Raw genomic sequence first — 15637 nt, forward strand, 5'->3', positions numbered from 1 at the left:
TGGTCACATCTGAATAAGAGGTAGGATATGAATGATATAGCACACGCCCTCTATACCGTTGTGCAATATGTGTTAGGGTTTGGCCCAACGGTTTTATTGCCACTGGTTCTGTTCTTCCTGGCATTGTTCTTTAAAGTAAAACCAGCAAAAGCACTTCGCTCTTCGTTAATTGTCGGAATTGGCTTCGTCGGAATTTATGCCATCTTTGACATTCTCACCAGCAATGTCGGTCCGGCAGCACAGGCAATGGTTGAACGAACCGGCATCAGTCTTCCTGTCGTCGATTTAGGTTGGCCGCCATTGGCTGCGATTACCTGGGGCTCGCCGATTGCTCCCTTTGTTATTCCGCTGACAATGCTGATTAACGTCGCTATGCTGGCTCTGAACAAGACACGAACTGTCGATGTAGACATGTGGAACTACTGGCACTTTGCCCTGGCAGGAACGCTGGTTTACTACAGCACGGGGAGTTTTGTGCTGGGACTGTCTGCCGCCTCTGTCGCCGCGATCGTGGTACTCAAACTGGCGGACTGGTCAGCACCATTAGTGGCTAAGTACTTTGGTCTGGAAAGCATCTCACTTCCGACTTTATCATCCGTGGTTTTCTTTCCGGTTGGGCTGCTGTTCGACAAGATAATAGATAAGATCCCTGGACTGAACCGCATTCATATTGATCCGGAAAACGTGCAGAAAAAGCTAGGCATCTTTGGTGAACCCATGATGGTTGGGACCATTCTTGGCGTACTGCTGGGGATTATTGCCGGTTATGACTTTAAGCATATCCTGCTGTTGGGGATCAGCATCGGTGGTGTCATGTTCATTCTGCCGCGTATGGTGCGAATTCTGATGGAAGGCTTGCTGCCTCTGTCTGAAGCTATCAAGAAATACCTGAATGCTAGATATCCAGGTCGTGATGATCTCTTTATCGGGCTGGATATTGCGGTAGCAGTCGGTAACCCTGCCATTATTTCCACAGCGCTGATCCTGACGCCAATCTCTGTTTTTATTGCATTTCTTCTGCCAGGCAATAAAGTTCTGCCGCTCGGTGACCTTGCGAATCTGGCTGTTATGGCCTCAATGATTGTACTAGCCTGTCGTGGCAATATTTTCCGGGCTGTGATAACCGCTATTCCAGTTATCATCGCAGACCTGTGGATCGCGACTAAAATTGCGCCATTCATTACCGGCATGGCTAATGATGTCAATTTCAAAATGGCTGAGGGATCAAGCGGTCAGGTATCAAGCTTCCTTGATGGTGGCAATCCTTTCCGCTTCTGGATTCTTGAAATATTCAACGGAAATATCATCGCTATCGGTCTGGTCCCGGTGGTTGCACTAATTATTTACGGTGTTTTCCGTCTGACAAAAGGAACTGTCTATGCCTGATTACCGCGCAGCGCTTGTCATCGATATTGGCACAACTAACTGCAAAGTCAGCTGTTATTCCTGTCATGGCGCGTCAGTTCTGGAAGTTCGTAAATTTCCAACGCCCATAAAGGCGTCGGAAAAAGGCGGAATTGATTTCGATATCGAAGCGCTGTGGCAGGCACTACGGCAGGTAATGGCAGAACTGGTGACGTATTCACCGTATCCGGTCAAAGATATCAGTATTGCGAGTTTCGGTGAGTCTGGTGCCTTCGTGGACGAGGAAGGGGTCATTCTTACCCCTATGCTGGCCTGGTATGATCGTCGTGGTGAAGCTTATCTCTCGTCGTTAAGCGAGTCTGAGGCAAGGGAGTTGTACGCTATTACGGGGCTTCCACCTCACAGCAATTATTCAGCATTCAAAATGAGATGGTTGCTTGATAACTACGCATTGCATGATCGAAGAGATATCTGCTGGTTGCACGCGCCAGAAGTCCTGCTGTGGCGTATGACGGGTGAGAAAAAGACTGAGGTATCGATGGCCAGTAGAACGTTGTGTCTGGACGTTACTCGCCGAAAGTGGTCTCGTCAAGCTGCCAGGATCCTCGGTATACCCTTCGAGGTGTTGGCTCCATTAATAAAGCCTGGCGAAGTAGGCGGGTGGATGACCGAAACGCTCAAACAAGAGTTGGGATTCTCTCATAACGTAAAAGTCACGCTTGCAGGCCACGATCATATGGTTGGCGCCCGTGCATTACAGATGCAACCAGGCGAAGTGCTAAATTCTACCGGGACGACTGAGGGTATTTTGCTGCTCAATACTCAGCCAACGCTATGTGAACAGTCGCGGAAGGACAATCTGGCAAATGGTTGTTATTCCGATGCTGAACTTTTCACGCTTTTTGCATCACTTCCTGTGGGCGGTTATGCGCTTGAATGGGTGAAAAAAACGTTCCGTTTGACAGATGACGAAATAAACACAGGCCTGGAAAACGCAATGGAGCATTATCTCCAGCCTTCCTGGTCTGCAGAACATGTTCCTGTGTTCATTCCTCATCTGCGGGGATCTGGTTCGCCAAATAAAAATCGGCACACGCGAGGCCTGCTTTTTGGTCTGATGGATTCACTCCCGCCAGAGTCTCTCCTTGAGAGTGTTTTTATCGGTCTGGCGATGGAGTTTGCCCACTGCTACGAGTGCTTTAACATTCCGGCAGGCAGCACTGTAAAAGTAATAGGTCCTGCGGTGAAAAATCCATACTGGCTCCAGTTGAAGGCTGACATCCTTCAATGCCCCGTCGAGGCGATAGCTTTTGATGAAACTGTCTCCGTAGGGGCATTGTTGATAGCCTGCCCGAATATTGTTCCTCCGACAGTGTCTATTGCCAGACGTTATATTCCTGACGCAATACGGTCGGCAAAATTGAAAACATTCAAGCAGCAATGGCTGACATTTTATCAATTTAAATTACTGCAGGAAGGAGTTTTTTAACGAATAACCTTAGCAACTCAGCATTACGATAATTTATTTAACTTTTCACTAAGATATCTGGAGTTAATATGCCTTTAGTCAATGGTAGGGTTCTGCTCAATTGCATCAAGGAAAAGCATGTACTTGCAGGTGCATTTAACACAACAAACCTTGAGACAACAATTTCCATACTCAATGCAATAGAACGCTCGGGATTACCTAATTTTATTCAGATTGCGCCAACGAATGCGCAGCTTTCTGGTTACGATTATATTTATGAAATTGTTAAGCGGCATGCCGATAAAATGGATGTCCCTGTAAGCCTGCATCTGGATCACGGAAAAACACTGGAGGACGTTAAGCAGGCAGTAAGAGCCGGATTTACCTCAGTAATGATTGATGGCGCGGCGCTCCCGTTCGAAGAAAATATTGCGTTTACCCGAGAAGCTGTCGATTTTTGTAAACTATTTGGCGTGCCTGTCGAAGCCGAACTGGGCGCAATTCTGGGTAAAGAAGATGATCATGTCAGTGAAGCAGACTGTAAAACTGAACCGGAGAAAGTCCAGCGCTTTGTTGAAGAAACAGGGTGTGACATGCTGGCTGTATCAATTGGCAATGTCCACGGTCTTGAAGATATCCCACGCATAGATATCCCGCTACTACAACGCATTGCATCTGTCAGTCCGGTGCCCTTGGTTATTCACGGCGGTTCTGGTATTGAAGCGGATATTCTTCGCAGCTTTATTAATTACAAAGTTGCAAAGGTTAATATTGCTAGTGATTTGCGCAAAGCCTTTATCACTACCGTCGGTAAGGCCTGGGTCAATAATAACAACGAGGCTAATCTGGCTCGCGTCATGGCAAATGCAAAACAGGCTGTTGAAGATGATGTTTATTCTAAGATCCAAATGATGAATAAACTTCACCCGGCCTTTGCAATGTTTCTTAAGGAGAAGGTATGATTAGACAAAAAGTACGCGTTATGAACAGTACAGGCTTACATGCCCGACCAGCCGCGACACTGGCTAAGATTGTCAAAAAATACCAGTCGTCATTAACACTGGTTAATAATAACAAAGAGATTCCCATCAAAGGAATGATGAGCATCTTGGGGGCTGGTGTAAAGGGAAACACGATGATTGATTTAATTTGTGATGGACAGGATGAACTGGCCTTTATGAATGAATTAAAATCCGCCTTTGCTGATGGTTTTGGTGAGTCCGTATAGTGCAACGCCCCTCAAGCGGTGCATGAGCAGTAACAACCTATTGCACCGCTTATTGCCATATTGAAACCAGATGCGCTTTGGCTTCTAAGTGTGGATCTTTTTGCGCATGATACGATTCTGCCTTTTTACCGTACTGACGTCTCCCGACAGAGGGCTGCTTTCAGGTTTTTTAACTTCTGCTTTTGGCACAAAGCAGCCCAAAGGTAAGGCTTAAAAGGCAGCTATGAGCAAAAACCAGACCGCCTTACTTTTCGCTTATCGTCGCAATCCAGATTGAGCTTAGGTCTACCTCGCTGGCTTTATTCGATTTGGACAAAAGCTCTGAACGCCTCAGCGTTGGCATTCGCAAGCGTTGAGGCGCGTAATTTCGGCGCCGTCAGCAGGTAACGGGAAACCAGATTAAAGCCTGCAGTGTATCCCAACCACCTTGGCAAATGACGGGTGCCGTAAAACCAAGCATGGTGGTCGTAATCCGTGCGATCCCAGTCTTCATGGAGTTGTTTAAGGTAGGGTTGTACTGCGTCCGCGCTGAGGCTTTCCCAGAGCTCAGGCTTTCCCCCTAAAAGCTCAAGAGAGAAATGCCCGGCAAGCCCCTCTGAAACAATGACCTCACCCAGCGTCACGCCGTATCCGGGACCGGCCCATCTCGCGGCATGGTGGAGTTCATGGGCAAACATTCGTTCAAGTGATTGCCCGTCGTTTTTGCAGAATGCCGGGTTTTCAAGATCAACCGTAATATACACAACGCCGGACTCGGGACAAAAGCCATGGTGCCCTTTTTCTGGGATGACAAAGGTTCCCGATTTCACCACAACATCCAGAGAAGGCAGCGGCATGACGCTGTTGGCCTGGGCGTAGGTGTCCGTTAGGCAGGTAGTGATCCATTGATAATGCGCGGTAAGTTTCTGCTGCGCATTCAACAGATGGAGGGTCATCTCTGGCATGATGTTGTCAGCCTAAAAAGAGTCATTAAGTCACCACATGTCAGCAGACATCCGGCCTGTATTCGGTCAATGGCGTTACTTAGTCAACCAACGACTATCGCGCCGCCTGTCGAGGACGGTTGCCGCGTCCACCCCGCGTTGACGGCGTCAATCGTCAACCTGGCTGTCCCGCAGCGCTTTCTCCAGCATCGCCATGGCCATCCACTCGGTGATCGCCATGACGTCCTCATCGGCGCAGTGACCGATATCTTTCAACACCACGAGCGATTCGGTACCGTATATCACGGCCAGCGCGTTTAACAACAGCTGCATTTTTTCCGGCGCCAACCGGGCTGCCAAGGGTTGTAGCGCTTTGGTTAATAAACGCAGCCGGTTGCCGCGGGTGAACATTTGCTCCGCACCGCCCGCTTTGCGGGATTCGGCCCACTGCTCCAGCGAAACTTTTAATGCGGCACGCAACACGCCTTCATGCATAAAAATCCGTGGCCAGGCGAACGCCAGCAGCGCGCGAACCCGTTCATCGGCGCTGTTCTGCGTCGGTTGCCACTTCATCACCGGCCCCAGGCTCTCTTCAACCATCGCCATGACCAGCGCGTTCTGGGTGGGAAAATAACGATAGGCTGTCGAACGGGACACCCCGGCCTTTTCCGCTACTTCAGCGACGCCCGGCTCTAGCCCCTGGGCAAATAGCGCCATCGCCTGCTCCACCATCAATGCCCGGGTTTTCATTTGCTTACGCGAAACAAAAATGACTTTATCGCTCATACCGCCCTCAGCCCCTCGCAGAAGGGAGAGAATACCCGCTACGACAGGCAAAAAATAGCCGACAACAAAAAATAAGACATAAGTACCAAAATTTTGGGACTTATGTACCAAAATTGCCTTAGACGGCTTGCCGCTTGTAGCAAAAAGCCGAATGATAAAACGGCACAAGACAGCAGCATGACAAGATGCCGCCCCATAATACTACCCTACAGGAGTGCTCACATGACGCTGAGACCTTCAACGAAAGCGGCTTGGATCGCCACGACGGCGGATACTAAAGGTCGCGAATTACAGTTTGTCAGCGAGATTATCCGCAACGCCGGCGTGCCCACCCAGACCGTAGATCTGTCCACCCGTCCCTACACGGCACCCGGCGATATTGACTTCACGCCACAGGATATAGCCCGTTATCATCCCCAGGGGCCGGAAGCGGTGTTTTGCGGCGATCGCGGTCAAGCGATAGCAGCGATGTCCCTGGCTTTTCGCCATTTTCTGGCGACCCGTAACGATGTCGGCGCCCTGCTCGGTTTAGGCGGCTCCGGCGGAACAGCGCTTATTACCCCGGCCATGCAAGACCTGGCGATCGGCATCCCTAAATTGATGGTGTCTACCATGGCCTCCGGCGATATCGCCGGCTATATCGGCGCCAGCGATATTGCCATGCTCTACTCGGTAACCGATGTCGCGGGCATTAACCGTATTTCACGCAAGGTACTGACCAATGCCGCGGCGCAAATAGCCGGCGCGATGACATTTATGCCGCAAGAGAGCGTGGAAGATAAACCGGCCCTGGCGCTCAGCATGTTTGGCGTCACGACCCCCGCCGTTTCGCAAATTAGCGCGCTGCTGGGCGAGAACTATGACAGCCTGGTGTTCCATGCTACCGGTAGCGGCGGCAACGCCATGGAAAACCTTGCCCGCCAGGGATTACTGGACGGGATTATGGATATCACCCTGACAGAGATTGGCGATCTGTTATTTGGCGGCGTTCTGGCCTGTTCGCCCGAGCGTCTGGATGTGATAGCACACCATGCCATTCCCTGGGTGGGTTCGTGCGGCGCGCTGGATATGGTCAACTTTGGCGCCCGCGACAAAGTGCCGGAAAAGTACCGCCGGCGTCAGTTAGTCACCCACAACGCGCAGGTCACGCTGATGCGCACCCTGCCGGAAGAGAACGCCATTATGGGACGCTGGATAGCGGAAAAACTCAACCGCTGCCGGGGCGACGTCCGCTTTTTGATTCCTTTACGCGGCTTCTCCGCGCTGGATGATGAAGGTCAGGCGTTCTGGTCTCCCGCCGCCGACCAGGCATTTATTGCCAGTTTTGAGCAACATTTCCAACCCTCGGCGACCCGCCGAGCGATAAAACTTGACTGCCATATTAACAGCGCGCCGTTTGCCGCTGCCGCCGTCCGCGAAATGAATAGCCTTCTAAACACAGGAACAGCCCATGACAACTAACCGTAGAACAGAATTACTTGCCCGTTTCCGACAAATGATGAGCCGCCAGGAACCGATCATTGGCGGCGGCGCCGGGACCGGATTGTCGGCCAAATGTGAAGAAGCCGGGGGTATCGATCTTATTGTGATTTATAACTCGGGACGTTATCGCATGGCGGGACGGGGTTCGCTGGCCGGTTTACTGGCTTACGGCAATGCCAACGAGATAGTTCTCGAGATGGCAAAAGAGGTGATCCCGGTGGTCAAATCCACGCCGGTACTGGCCGGCGTCAACGGCACCGATCCGTTCTGTCAGTTCGATAGCTTCTTGGATGAGCTGGCCCGCAAGGGCTTTGCCGGTGTGCAGAATTTTCCAACGGTGGGGCTGATTGACGGTAAATTTCGCCAAAACCTGGAGGAGACAGGGATGGGGTATGCTCTGGAGGTGGATATGATCCGGCTGGCGCACCAGAAAGGATTACTCACCACGCCTTATGTCTTCAGTAAAGAGGATGCTATCGCCATGACCGAGGCCGGAGCGGATATCCTGGTGCCGCACATGGGCCTGACCACCGGCGGCAATATCGGCGCCGAAACGGCGACCACCCTGAACGATTGTGTCGCCATGATCACCGAATGGGCCGCCGCCGCCAGAGCCGTTCGTGACGATATCATTATCCTGTGCCACGGCGGTCCTATCGCTACGCCGGAAGATGCTGCCTATATCCTGCGCCACTGCCCGCTGGTGAATGGTTTTTACGGCGCCAGCTCCATGGAGCGCCTGCCGACGGAAATTGCCCTGACCGAGACAACGCGGCAGTTTAAAGCCCTCCGCCGTTAAGGGCGGCAGGACCAACACCTGGGATAAAGGGGTTTCGTGCTCCGACCCGCGCCGGGTCTGGCCGCGCTTTATTAATGCGCGGGTAGCGCCCGGCGAGTCACGGGCGCTACGCTTCCCGTGAGCGACATCTTGGCGACATCGCGCACGGCGGTCTGTGTTGCCAGCGAGCATCAACATAAGCGAACCGTTACTGACCCGCGTTCTCATGGTTCATGTCATTCTTTTTCATCATCATTGATCCCTGCTGAGCTTGGTTCGGTTTCATCATCATCGTGCCGTCATGCTTATCAGATTTCATCATGGACTGCGGGGCGTCCCCGTTTTTCATGCAGTTCGGATCCTTGCCATTACCCTGGTGTTGCACACAGGTCTGGGTCTGAGCCGCGGCTGCGTTCTGGGTCGTCGCGTCTGCCGCAAAGACCGACCCCGTAGTGACCAGTGAACAGGCGGCGGACAGGGCCAGCATGATTAATTTTTTCATCGCGTTCTCCTTGAGGGGGTGAATACACTGACTGTAACCCTGTCATTGTCCGGCATACGTGTTCCCCAAAGCCTCGCGTAAACTTAAACAATATGTGATATCTCAACGACGGTAGATGGGGTTGTGTAAACTGCAACAGACAGAAGGCAAAACAGAGGGGCATCATGGCCGGGGACACGTTAAAAAAAATCCTGATTGTGGAAGATGATGGCGATATCGCTCATCTTCTTACGCTGCATCTGCATGATGAAGGATTTGACATTACGCATGCGCCTGATGGTCATCAGGGCGTCGCCCTGCTGGAACAAGGCGGCTGGGACGCGCTGATTCTCGACCTGATGCTGCCCGGGGTGGACGGGCTGGAAATATGCCGCCGGGCGCGCAATATGGCGCGCTATACGCCAATCATTATTATCAGCGCCCGCGCCAGCGAAGTGCACCGCGTACTCGGGCTGGAGCTGGGGGCCGATGATTATCTGGCCAAGCCTTTTTCCATGTTGGAATTGGTGGCGCGCGTTAAGGCGCTGTTTCGCCGTCAAGAAGCCATGATCCGCAATATGAAAATAGATGCGGGTACCCTGAGTTTTTCCGGTCTGGTTATCGACCCCCTCGCCCGCGAAGTCCATCTGGATAAACGGCCCGTGGAGCTGACGCCGCGCGAATTCGATCTCCTCTATTTTTTCGCCAAACATCCCGGCAAAGTGTTTTCACGCCTGAGCCTGCTCAATCACGTTTGGGGCTATCAGCATGAGGGTTATGAGCATACCGTCAACACGCACATTAATCGGCTGCGGCTCAAAATAGAACGCAATCCGGCGGAGCCGGAACGCCTGCTGACCGTCTGGGGCATGGGGTATAAATTCGCTCCCGCAATTGACAATACATAAGAAGCCCGCCATGAACAATATGACTCTCTCCCGGCGTCTGGTGCTGGCCTTTACCGCGCTGCTGTTGGCCAGCTGCTTTATTTCCGGTTTTTTGCAGGTGCGCTCCGCCAATGAATACAGCCAGGGCGTTATACAGCGCCTATCGGCCAATCTGGCCGCACAGATTGCCAGCAATAACCCGCTGCTGAGCGAGGACGGGCTGAATCAAGCCTCGGTCCATTCCCTGTTTGGCCAGTTGATGTCGGTGAATCCGAGCGTGGAAGTTTATCTGTTGGATCAACAGGGCAACATCATCAGCAGCGCCGCGCCAGCAGGGAAAATTCAGCAAAAAACCGTTGACCTACGGCCGATTCAGGCGCTGCTCGCCGGCGCGCAGATGCCGGTATATGGCGATAACCCGCGCGATCCCAAGACCCGCCAGGTCTTTAGCGTGGCGCCGCTGAAAATGGGCGATAGGGTCAAAGGCTACGTCTACATCGTGCTGCTCGGCGAGCATTACACAATGCTCTCAAGCCAGGCGCAATATCTGTCGGCGATAGGGATAACCCTGCGCTCGATGGTGCTGGTCATCATCTTCGGCACGCTGGCGGGGATCCTTGCCTTTCGTTGGGTCACCAAACCGATGCGCCAGCTGGCGGCGCAAATCGCCACCTTAGATAAAGGGGGAATGGGGGCTATTCAGGCGCTGGCGCAAAGCACCCCGTCCGCCGATGCGCCGCGCGATGAGATAGCCCTGATCCAGCAGGCGTTTGTCAGCCTCGCTCAGCGTATTGATCAACAGTGGCAAAGCCTGAAGACCCAAGATCGGCTGCGTCGGGAATTTATCGCAAATGTCTCGCACGATCTGCGCACGCCGCTGACGTCGTTGCAGGGTTATCTGGAAACGCTGTCGGTAAAATCCTTAAGCCTCAGCGAAGCGGAGCGCCAGCGCTTTTTGGATATCGCCGTGCATCAGAGCCGAAAAGTGAGCCGGCTGGCGCAAGAGCTGTTCGAGCTGGCGCGGTTGGAATACGGGGTGGTCGAACCCAAAAAAGAGGCATTCTCCCTGGGTGAACTGGTTCAGGATGTGTTAGAGAAATTTGCCCTGACCGCCGAGGCACGCCAGCAGCGGCTGGTGGCCGCCATGCAGCCGGGTCTGCCGCTGGTCTATGCCGATTTGGGCATGATCGAGCGGGTCCTGACCAATTTATTGGATAACGCCGTCCGCCATACGCCAAAAAATGGCCAGATTGATATCCGCCTTTCGACGCGGCAGGATGAGGTAATAGTGCGCCTCCAGGACAGCGGGCCGGGGATTGCTGATGAGCTCAAAGAGAGTTTATTCGTTCGTCCGTCGGTTCTCAGTCAGCAACGCTACCGTCCCGGTGGGCTCGGGCTGATGATTGTGCAACGTATGTTGCTGCTGCATAACAGCGTTGTCTCGCTGGTGGATGCCCCGCAAGGGGGCGCCTGTTTCGAGTTTGCTCTTACCGCACTGAGTCAGAAAAACAGCGGGCCGACCCGTCTTGAAAGGTGAAAAAGCGCCAGCGCAAGTGACGCTTAACCTTTCACCAAGACCGGCGCGGTGCTCCACAGCGCCGGGAACGACTTTTTCAATTGCTGAAGCTTTGGCAGATCGTTGATGACGATGTAGGGATAGTCCGGGTGGTTATTCAGGAAGTCCTGATGGTCGTTTTCCGCGGGATAGAACGTCGCATTTTCCTCTATCGTTGTCACCAGCGGTGCGCTAAAACGGTGGCTCTGGTTGAGCTCGGCAAGATACGCCTTTGCAACTTTCCCCTGCGCAGCACTCAGCGGAAATAACGCCGAGCGGTATTGCGTGCCGTAATCCGGGCCCTGACGGTTGAGCTCCGTCGGGTTGTGCGCCACGGAGAAGAATATATGCAGCAGTTGGCCGTAGGTGACCCGTTGCGGGTCAAAGGTAACTTGAACCGATTCTGCGTGTCCGGTCAGCCCGGTACTTACGCTGTCGTAGTACGCGGTGCGGGCCTTACCGCCGGTATAGCCGGACGTGGCGCTGATCACCCCTTTGACGTGCTGGAAGACGCCCTGCACGCCCCAGAAACAGCCGCCGGCAAACACGGCGGTTTCCCTTTGCGCCGTCCCCGGCGCTTCGTCCTGCAATGGCGCCGGAATGGCAACGGCGGGTTCGGCTTCAGACCAGGCGACGGGGTGGAACCCCAGTGCGGCGATAACCAGAACCGACGCGCCGATGCTGAGGATCCGGCGGGAAAAACCAGAGCCGGTCGCTATTTTCATCATCATCTCCTCGCTAACCAAAGGTGAAGGCGTAGGCGTTCACCCCCGCCTCGTCAAACTCAATACTAAAGGTGTGTTCACCGCTGCCGTCGGGCTGACGAATCAGCTGATACAAGCGCTGTTCCGTCACCGTGCCGCCGCCATCGGCAGCCACATCGGCGCCGTGCATCTCACCCGGCGCACGGCCGTCAATCAGCACTTTAAAGCGGACGGGATTGCCCGCTTGACTCGGCCCGAGGACCAAATGCAGGTCACGGGCGTGGAATCGATAGATAATCTTGCCGCGCTCGCTATTGAGCGTGATACGCTCATCGTTGATGGTCCAGCGCCCCGCCAGTCCCCATGCATTGAGCGGTAGCGTAGCCGGTTTGACATAATCCGCCGCCCTGTCCGCCCTCACCTCGCCGGAGGCGAAATTTTCCGCCCGGCTATAGCCGAGATAGGTTTCCGGCGAAATGTCGTACTGGCCGCTGGCCGCCTGCTCTACCCCCGTAGCCGAGACCTGGCTGATGCTATCAGTGACGTTTTTCGCCCCCGCCTGACGCAACAGCGCCTGGATCACCCGCTCCGATTGGTCATCATCACCTTCGCCAAAATGCGTGTAGCGGATATGGCCAAAGGCATCAATAAAATAGTGCGCCGGCCAATATTGGTTGTTGAACGCCCGCCAGATGCGGTAGTCGTTATCGATCGCTACCGGGTAGGTGACGCCCAGTTTTTTCGCCTCTTTGGCCACGTTATCACTATCTCTTTCAAAGGCGAATTCTGGGGCGTGCACGCCTATCACCACCAGCCCTTGATCGCGATATTTCTCCGCCCAGGCTTTGACATAAGGCAGCGAACGTAAACAGTTAATGCACGAGTAGGTCCAGAAGTCGACCAGCACCACTTTGCCGCGCAGCGACGCCGTCGTCAGCGGCGGCGAATTCAGCCAGCGCACGGCGCCGTCCAGCGACGGCATCAAGCCCTCATCCGTCAGCGCCGGCGCCTCACCGGCAACGGTTTGGGCGCTGGCGGGCGCCGGCACGGTTTCCGTCGCGCCGGGCGAGAGTTTTTGCACCAGCGTCTGTTCAATCCCGCCGGTTGAGCTGGTGGAAAGCCGCGCCAGCACGCCGGTATCCAGCCCAAAGGCGATGGCGACGACGCCCAGCAGCATACCCGCGCCAAGGACACGGCGGATCCACTCCCCGACGCCCAGAGAACGCTTCATGGCCTTGAAAACCTTGCCGCCTATCAGCAACGCCAACGCAAGCGAGGTCGCGGCGCCTGCCGCATAGGCCAGCAGCAGCAGCGTCGAATTGAGGTTTGCGCCCTGTAGCGCGGCGCCGGTCAATACCAGCCCCAGGATCGGCCCGGCGCACGGCGCCCATAACAGCCCGGTGGCAATCCCCAGTAAAAACGCGCTGCCCGCCCCGGCCGATTGACCCGCGGTTATCCGGTTTGACAACGCGTTACCCGCGGACACCAGCGGATGCATTACCCGCTCCGCCAGCCGCGGCAACAGCAGGGTCACGCCAAACAGCGCCATCAGAATAAGCGCCGCACCGCGTCCGTACTGGTTCGCCGCCACAACCCATCCCCCGCCGACGGCAGCAAGGGTGGCAAATAGCGTAAACGTCAGCGCCATACCCGCCAGCAGCGGCAGGCCGCTGCGGATAAAGGGCCTGTCGGCGCGGGCAAAAACAAACGGCAGCACCGGTAAAATACAGGGGCTGGCAATGGTCAGCAGACCGCCCAGATACGCAAGAAAGACAACCAGCATTGACAAGTTCCTTGTTCTGGCTAGGAAAAAATTTTAGGCGTTATCCGCCGTAAACAGCATTGCCTGGCCATTCATACAATAGCGCAGCCCGGTCGGCGGCGGGCCGTCGGCAAAGACGTGGCCCAGATGTCCCCCGCACCGGCGACAATGCACCTCATCCCGCACCACGCCAAACGACGTGTCGCGGCGCGTAGCGACGGCATTTTCCAGCGGCTGCCAAAAGCTGGGCCAGCCGGTATGGCTGTCGAATTTCGCGGCGGAGGAGAAAACAGGAAGATGACAGCCCGCGCAGGCAAACACGCCCCGGCGATGTTCATCATTCAACGGGCTCGAGTAGGGGGTTTCCGTGCCCTGTTTACGCAATATGAGGTATTGCGCGGATGTCAGCTGCCGCCGCCACTGCGCATCGGTATGGGTAATGGCAAATTTTTCATCCACCGGCGCCGCGCCTGTTCCCACGTCAGCGGCAAACAGCGAGGGCAAGCGCCCCGCCGCCGCCAGCCCGAGGGCGAAAACGCCGCCGCCCACCAAAAAATGTCGTCGATTTAACATCATCGCCTCACCCATAAAATAAGCAATGATGTCAACTTACAGAGAAAATGCTTACCAAATCCTCCGCAAATGTTCACTTTTTCGTGATAACTTCTCGGCGGTTTACCGGTGCGTTGCAGGACGCGGCGGCGTCAGGGGGCGACCGTACACTGCCAGCGACCGTCGCTGGTGATTTGGCGGGCGTCGATCGTAAGGGAAAGCTCTGCGTCGGCGAGGTGAAATTGGCTGTATTCCAGTATCGCACCCTCGGCGTTGGCGGCGCGGCGTTCGAGGCGCAGCAGCGGACTGCCCTCCGGCAGCGACAGGATCCGGGCCAGCCGGGCGCTGCACAATGCCGGCACCACGCTGTCGCAGGCCTTGACCGGTGAGAAACCGTAGCTTTCGCACAGCTGGGCATAAAGCGAGCGTCCCTCTTCAATATGGCTCAGGCCGCTATAGGCGCTACCGTCCAGCCAGGTGACGCCATGACCCACCACCCGCCCGTCCTGCTTTACATACCGCTCAAGGCGCTGCAGCTGGCTGCCGATGGCCAGACCCATTTTCACGCCGATATCGCCATCGGCCATGGTTGGCATCAGCGACTCGATTTCAAGGGCGACCGGCGCGCTGCCGGTAAAGCGCAGCAAGAGATCGGGTAAGTTGCTGTAGTAATGTTGCAGAATATCGCGATTGATAAAGGTGCCCCGGCCCTGTTCGCGAAACAGAATGCCGGTCTGCACCAGCGCATCGATGGCCTGTTTGACCGTGCCGCGCGCCACGTTGAACTCCCCGGCCAGTACCAGCTCGCCGGGCAGTTTTTCAACATAAGAAAAAGCAATAATCCGTTCCAGAATGATGTTTTTTATCCGCAAGTAAAGCGGTAGGCCCAGAGGCTCCATGCTGTCGCCTTCATCAAAGATAGTGGATCTGGCTGTGATAGCGGTTAAATATATCCTGATTGATCTTCTGATTGCCGTCAATGTTGGCGCTGGCCAATACCGGCGGCGGTTGCCGGTGGGCCAGCATGATTTCACTGATGCGGATCACCAAGAGATTGCCGATAGTCGCCCCCATAACTGTAGAGAGCGGCGCCACTTTTTGGTCAAGGGACGGCAGGCTTACGGCCGCGTCGCCATAGTCGCACAGGTTATCGATAACCACCTCCGCCACCTCGCATAATAGCTTGCCCGACGCGTGGCGCGGGCTGACCCGTTCGGCGGTCGCCAGGCTGGTAATGGCAATGACATGGGCCCCGCGCGCGCGCGCGCTTAGCGCCACATCGAGCGGCACCGCATTGCGGCCGGATACCGAATGGATAAGCACCACGTCCCCCGCCGCTATCGGCGACGCCTGCACCAGCTCGCGTCCGAGCCCTTCCACGTTCTCCAGCGCGCTGGTCAAGGGTAGCGGCCTGACGTTTAACATTAGCGCGGGGCAAAACAGCGGATTGACGATCGCCAGTCCGCCGGCGCGATAACACAGCTCTTCGGTTAGGATACCCGCATGGCTGGCGCCAAAAACAAACAGCTTGCGGCCGTTGAGGGCGGCATCGGCCATCAACGCGGCGGCCGCGTCTAAAGAGGGGGCGCTACTCTCGAGCCGATCCAGCCTGGTGCGGATGGCCTGCACATAAGCGTCGGTTGCTTTACTCATCCTGTTTCCCCTG

16 protein-coding genes are annotated in these 15637 nt (G+C 55.1%); 8 read left to right on the forward strand and 8 right to left on the reverse strand.

The window, feature by feature from the left end:
* The first annotated feature begins 27 nt into the window (after positions 1-27).
* From SANT_RS11055 to SANT_RS11070, 4 genes are all read left to right on the forward strand, one after another.
* Positions 28-1386: a PTS galactitol transporter subunit IIC gene (locus tag SANT_RS11055; RefSeq protein WP_025422354.1), complete on the forward strand. Its 1359-nt coding sequence runs from the start codon at positions 28-30 to the stop codon at positions 1384-1386.
* On the forward strand, positions 1379-2854 hold the full coding sequence (locus SANT_RS11060) for an FGGY-family carbohydrate kinase (protein ID WP_038668491.1): 1476 nt from the start codon (positions 1379-1381) through the stop codon (positions 2852-2854). Before SANT_RS11055 ends, SANT_RS11060 begins: the two co-directional genes overlap by 8 nt.
* Before the next feature lie 68 nt (positions 2855-2922).
* On the forward strand, positions 2923-3795 hold the full coding sequence (locus SANT_RS11065) for a class II aldolase (RefSeq protein ID WP_025422355.1): 873 nt from the start codon (positions 2923-2925) through the stop codon (positions 3793-3795).
* On the forward strand, positions 3792-4061 hold the full coding sequence (locus SANT_RS11070) for an HPr family phosphocarrier protein (RefSeq protein WP_025422356.1): 270 nt from the start codon (positions 3792-3794) through the stop codon (positions 4059-4061). Before SANT_RS11065 ends, SANT_RS11070 begins: the two co-directional genes overlap by 4 nt.
* A gap of 299 nt (positions 4062-4360) precedes the next feature.
* On the opposite strand, the gene SANT_RS11075 is transcribed toward SANT_RS11070, so the two are convergent.
* A complete protein-coding gene (locus SANT_RS11075; RefSeq protein WP_025422357.1) occupies positions 4361-5005 on the reverse strand; it encodes a DUF2268 domain-containing putative Zn-dependent protease in 645 nt (214 codons plus the stop codon).
* A 147-nt stretch (positions 5006-5152) separates the two neighbouring features.
* Positions 5153-5770: a TetR/AcrR family transcriptional regulator gene (locus SANT_RS11080; protein WP_025422358.1), complete on the reverse strand. Its 618-nt coding sequence runs from the start codon at positions 5768-5770 to the stop codon at positions 5153-5155.
* A 222-nt stretch (positions 5771-5992) separates the two neighbouring features.
* Here SANT_RS11080 and SANT_RS11085 point away from each other — a divergent pair, with 222 nt between their 5' ends.
* Complete coding sequence (locus SANT_RS11085) at positions 5993-7231, forward strand: Tm-1-like ATP-binding domain-containing protein (RefSeq protein ID WP_025422359.1); 1239 nt, start codon at positions 5993-5995, stop codon at positions 7229-7231.
* Complete coding sequence (locus tag SANT_RS11090) at positions 7221-8051, forward strand: phosphoenolpyruvate hydrolase family protein (RefSeq protein ID WP_025422360.1); 831 nt, start codon at positions 7221-7223, stop codon at positions 8049-8051. The genes SANT_RS11085 and SANT_RS11090 overlap by 11 nt, the downstream gene beginning before the upstream one ends.
* Positions 8052-8238: 187 nt before the next feature.
* On the opposite strand, the gene SANT_RS11095 is transcribed toward SANT_RS11090, so the two are convergent.
* Positions 8239-8532, reverse strand: a complete 294-nt coding sequence (locus SANT_RS11095) for a hypothetical protein (RefSeq protein WP_025422361.1) — start codon at positions 8530-8532, stop codon at positions 8239-8241.
* Positions 8533-8696: 164 nt separating this feature from the next.
* Between SANT_RS11095 and SANT_RS11100 the strand changes: the two genes are divergently transcribed.
* Together SANT_RS11100 and SANT_RS11105 are read left to right on the forward strand one after the other, a co-directional pair.
* Entirely contained in the window at positions 8697-9419 is a 723-nt protein-coding gene (locus tag SANT_RS11100; RefSeq protein ID WP_025422362.1) for a response regulator transcription factor, read from the forward strand.
* 10 nt (positions 9420-9429) lie between these two features.
* Positions 9430-10935, forward strand: coding sequence for a sensor histidine kinase (locus SANT_RS11105; RefSeq protein WP_025422363.1), 1506 nt, complete (start codon positions 9430-9432; stop codon positions 10933-10935).
* Between the two features lie 23 nt (positions 10936-10958).
* Here the strand turns inward: SANT_RS11105 and msrA are convergent, their stop codons facing one another.
* From msrA to SANT_RS11130, 5 genes are all read right to left on the reverse strand, one after another.
* A complete protein-coding gene (msrA, locus tag SANT_RS11110; protein ID WP_025422364.1) occupies positions 10959-11678 on the reverse strand; it encodes a peptide-methionine (S)-S-oxide reductase MsrA in 720 nt (239 codons plus the stop codon).
* 13 nt (positions 11679-11691) lie between these two features.
* A complete protein-coding gene (locus SANT_RS11115; protein WP_025422365.1) occupies positions 11692-13440 on the reverse strand; it encodes a cytochrome c biogenesis protein DipZ in 1749 nt (582 codons plus the stop codon).
* 33 nt (positions 13441-13473) lie between these two features.
* Positions 13474-13995, reverse strand: coding sequence for a peptide-methionine (R)-S-oxide reductase MsrB (gene msrB / locus SANT_RS11120; RefSeq protein ID WP_237234608.1), 522 nt, complete (start codon positions 13993-13995; stop codon positions 13474-13476).
* Between the two features lie 128 nt (positions 13996-14123).
* Positions 14124-14870 carry a GntR family transcriptional regulator gene (locus tag SANT_RS11125; protein ID WP_025422367.1) on the reverse strand — a complete coding sequence of 249 codons (747 nt, stop codon included), beginning with the start codon at positions 14868-14870 and terminating at the stop codon, positions 14124-14126.
* Between the two features lie 13 nt (positions 14871-14883).
* Positions 14884-15624 carry a sugar isomerase domain-containing protein gene (locus SANT_RS11130; protein ID WP_025422368.1) on the reverse strand — a complete coding sequence of 247 codons (741 nt, stop codon included), beginning with the start codon at positions 15622-15624 and terminating at the stop codon, positions 14884-14886.
* Positions 15625-15637 lie beyond the last annotated feature (13 nt).

Source organism: Sodalis praecaptivus (assembly GCF_000517425.1).
Lineage (GTDB): Bacteria > Pseudomonadota > Gammaproteobacteria > Enterobacterales > Enterobacteriaceae > Sodalis_A > Sodalis_A praecaptivus.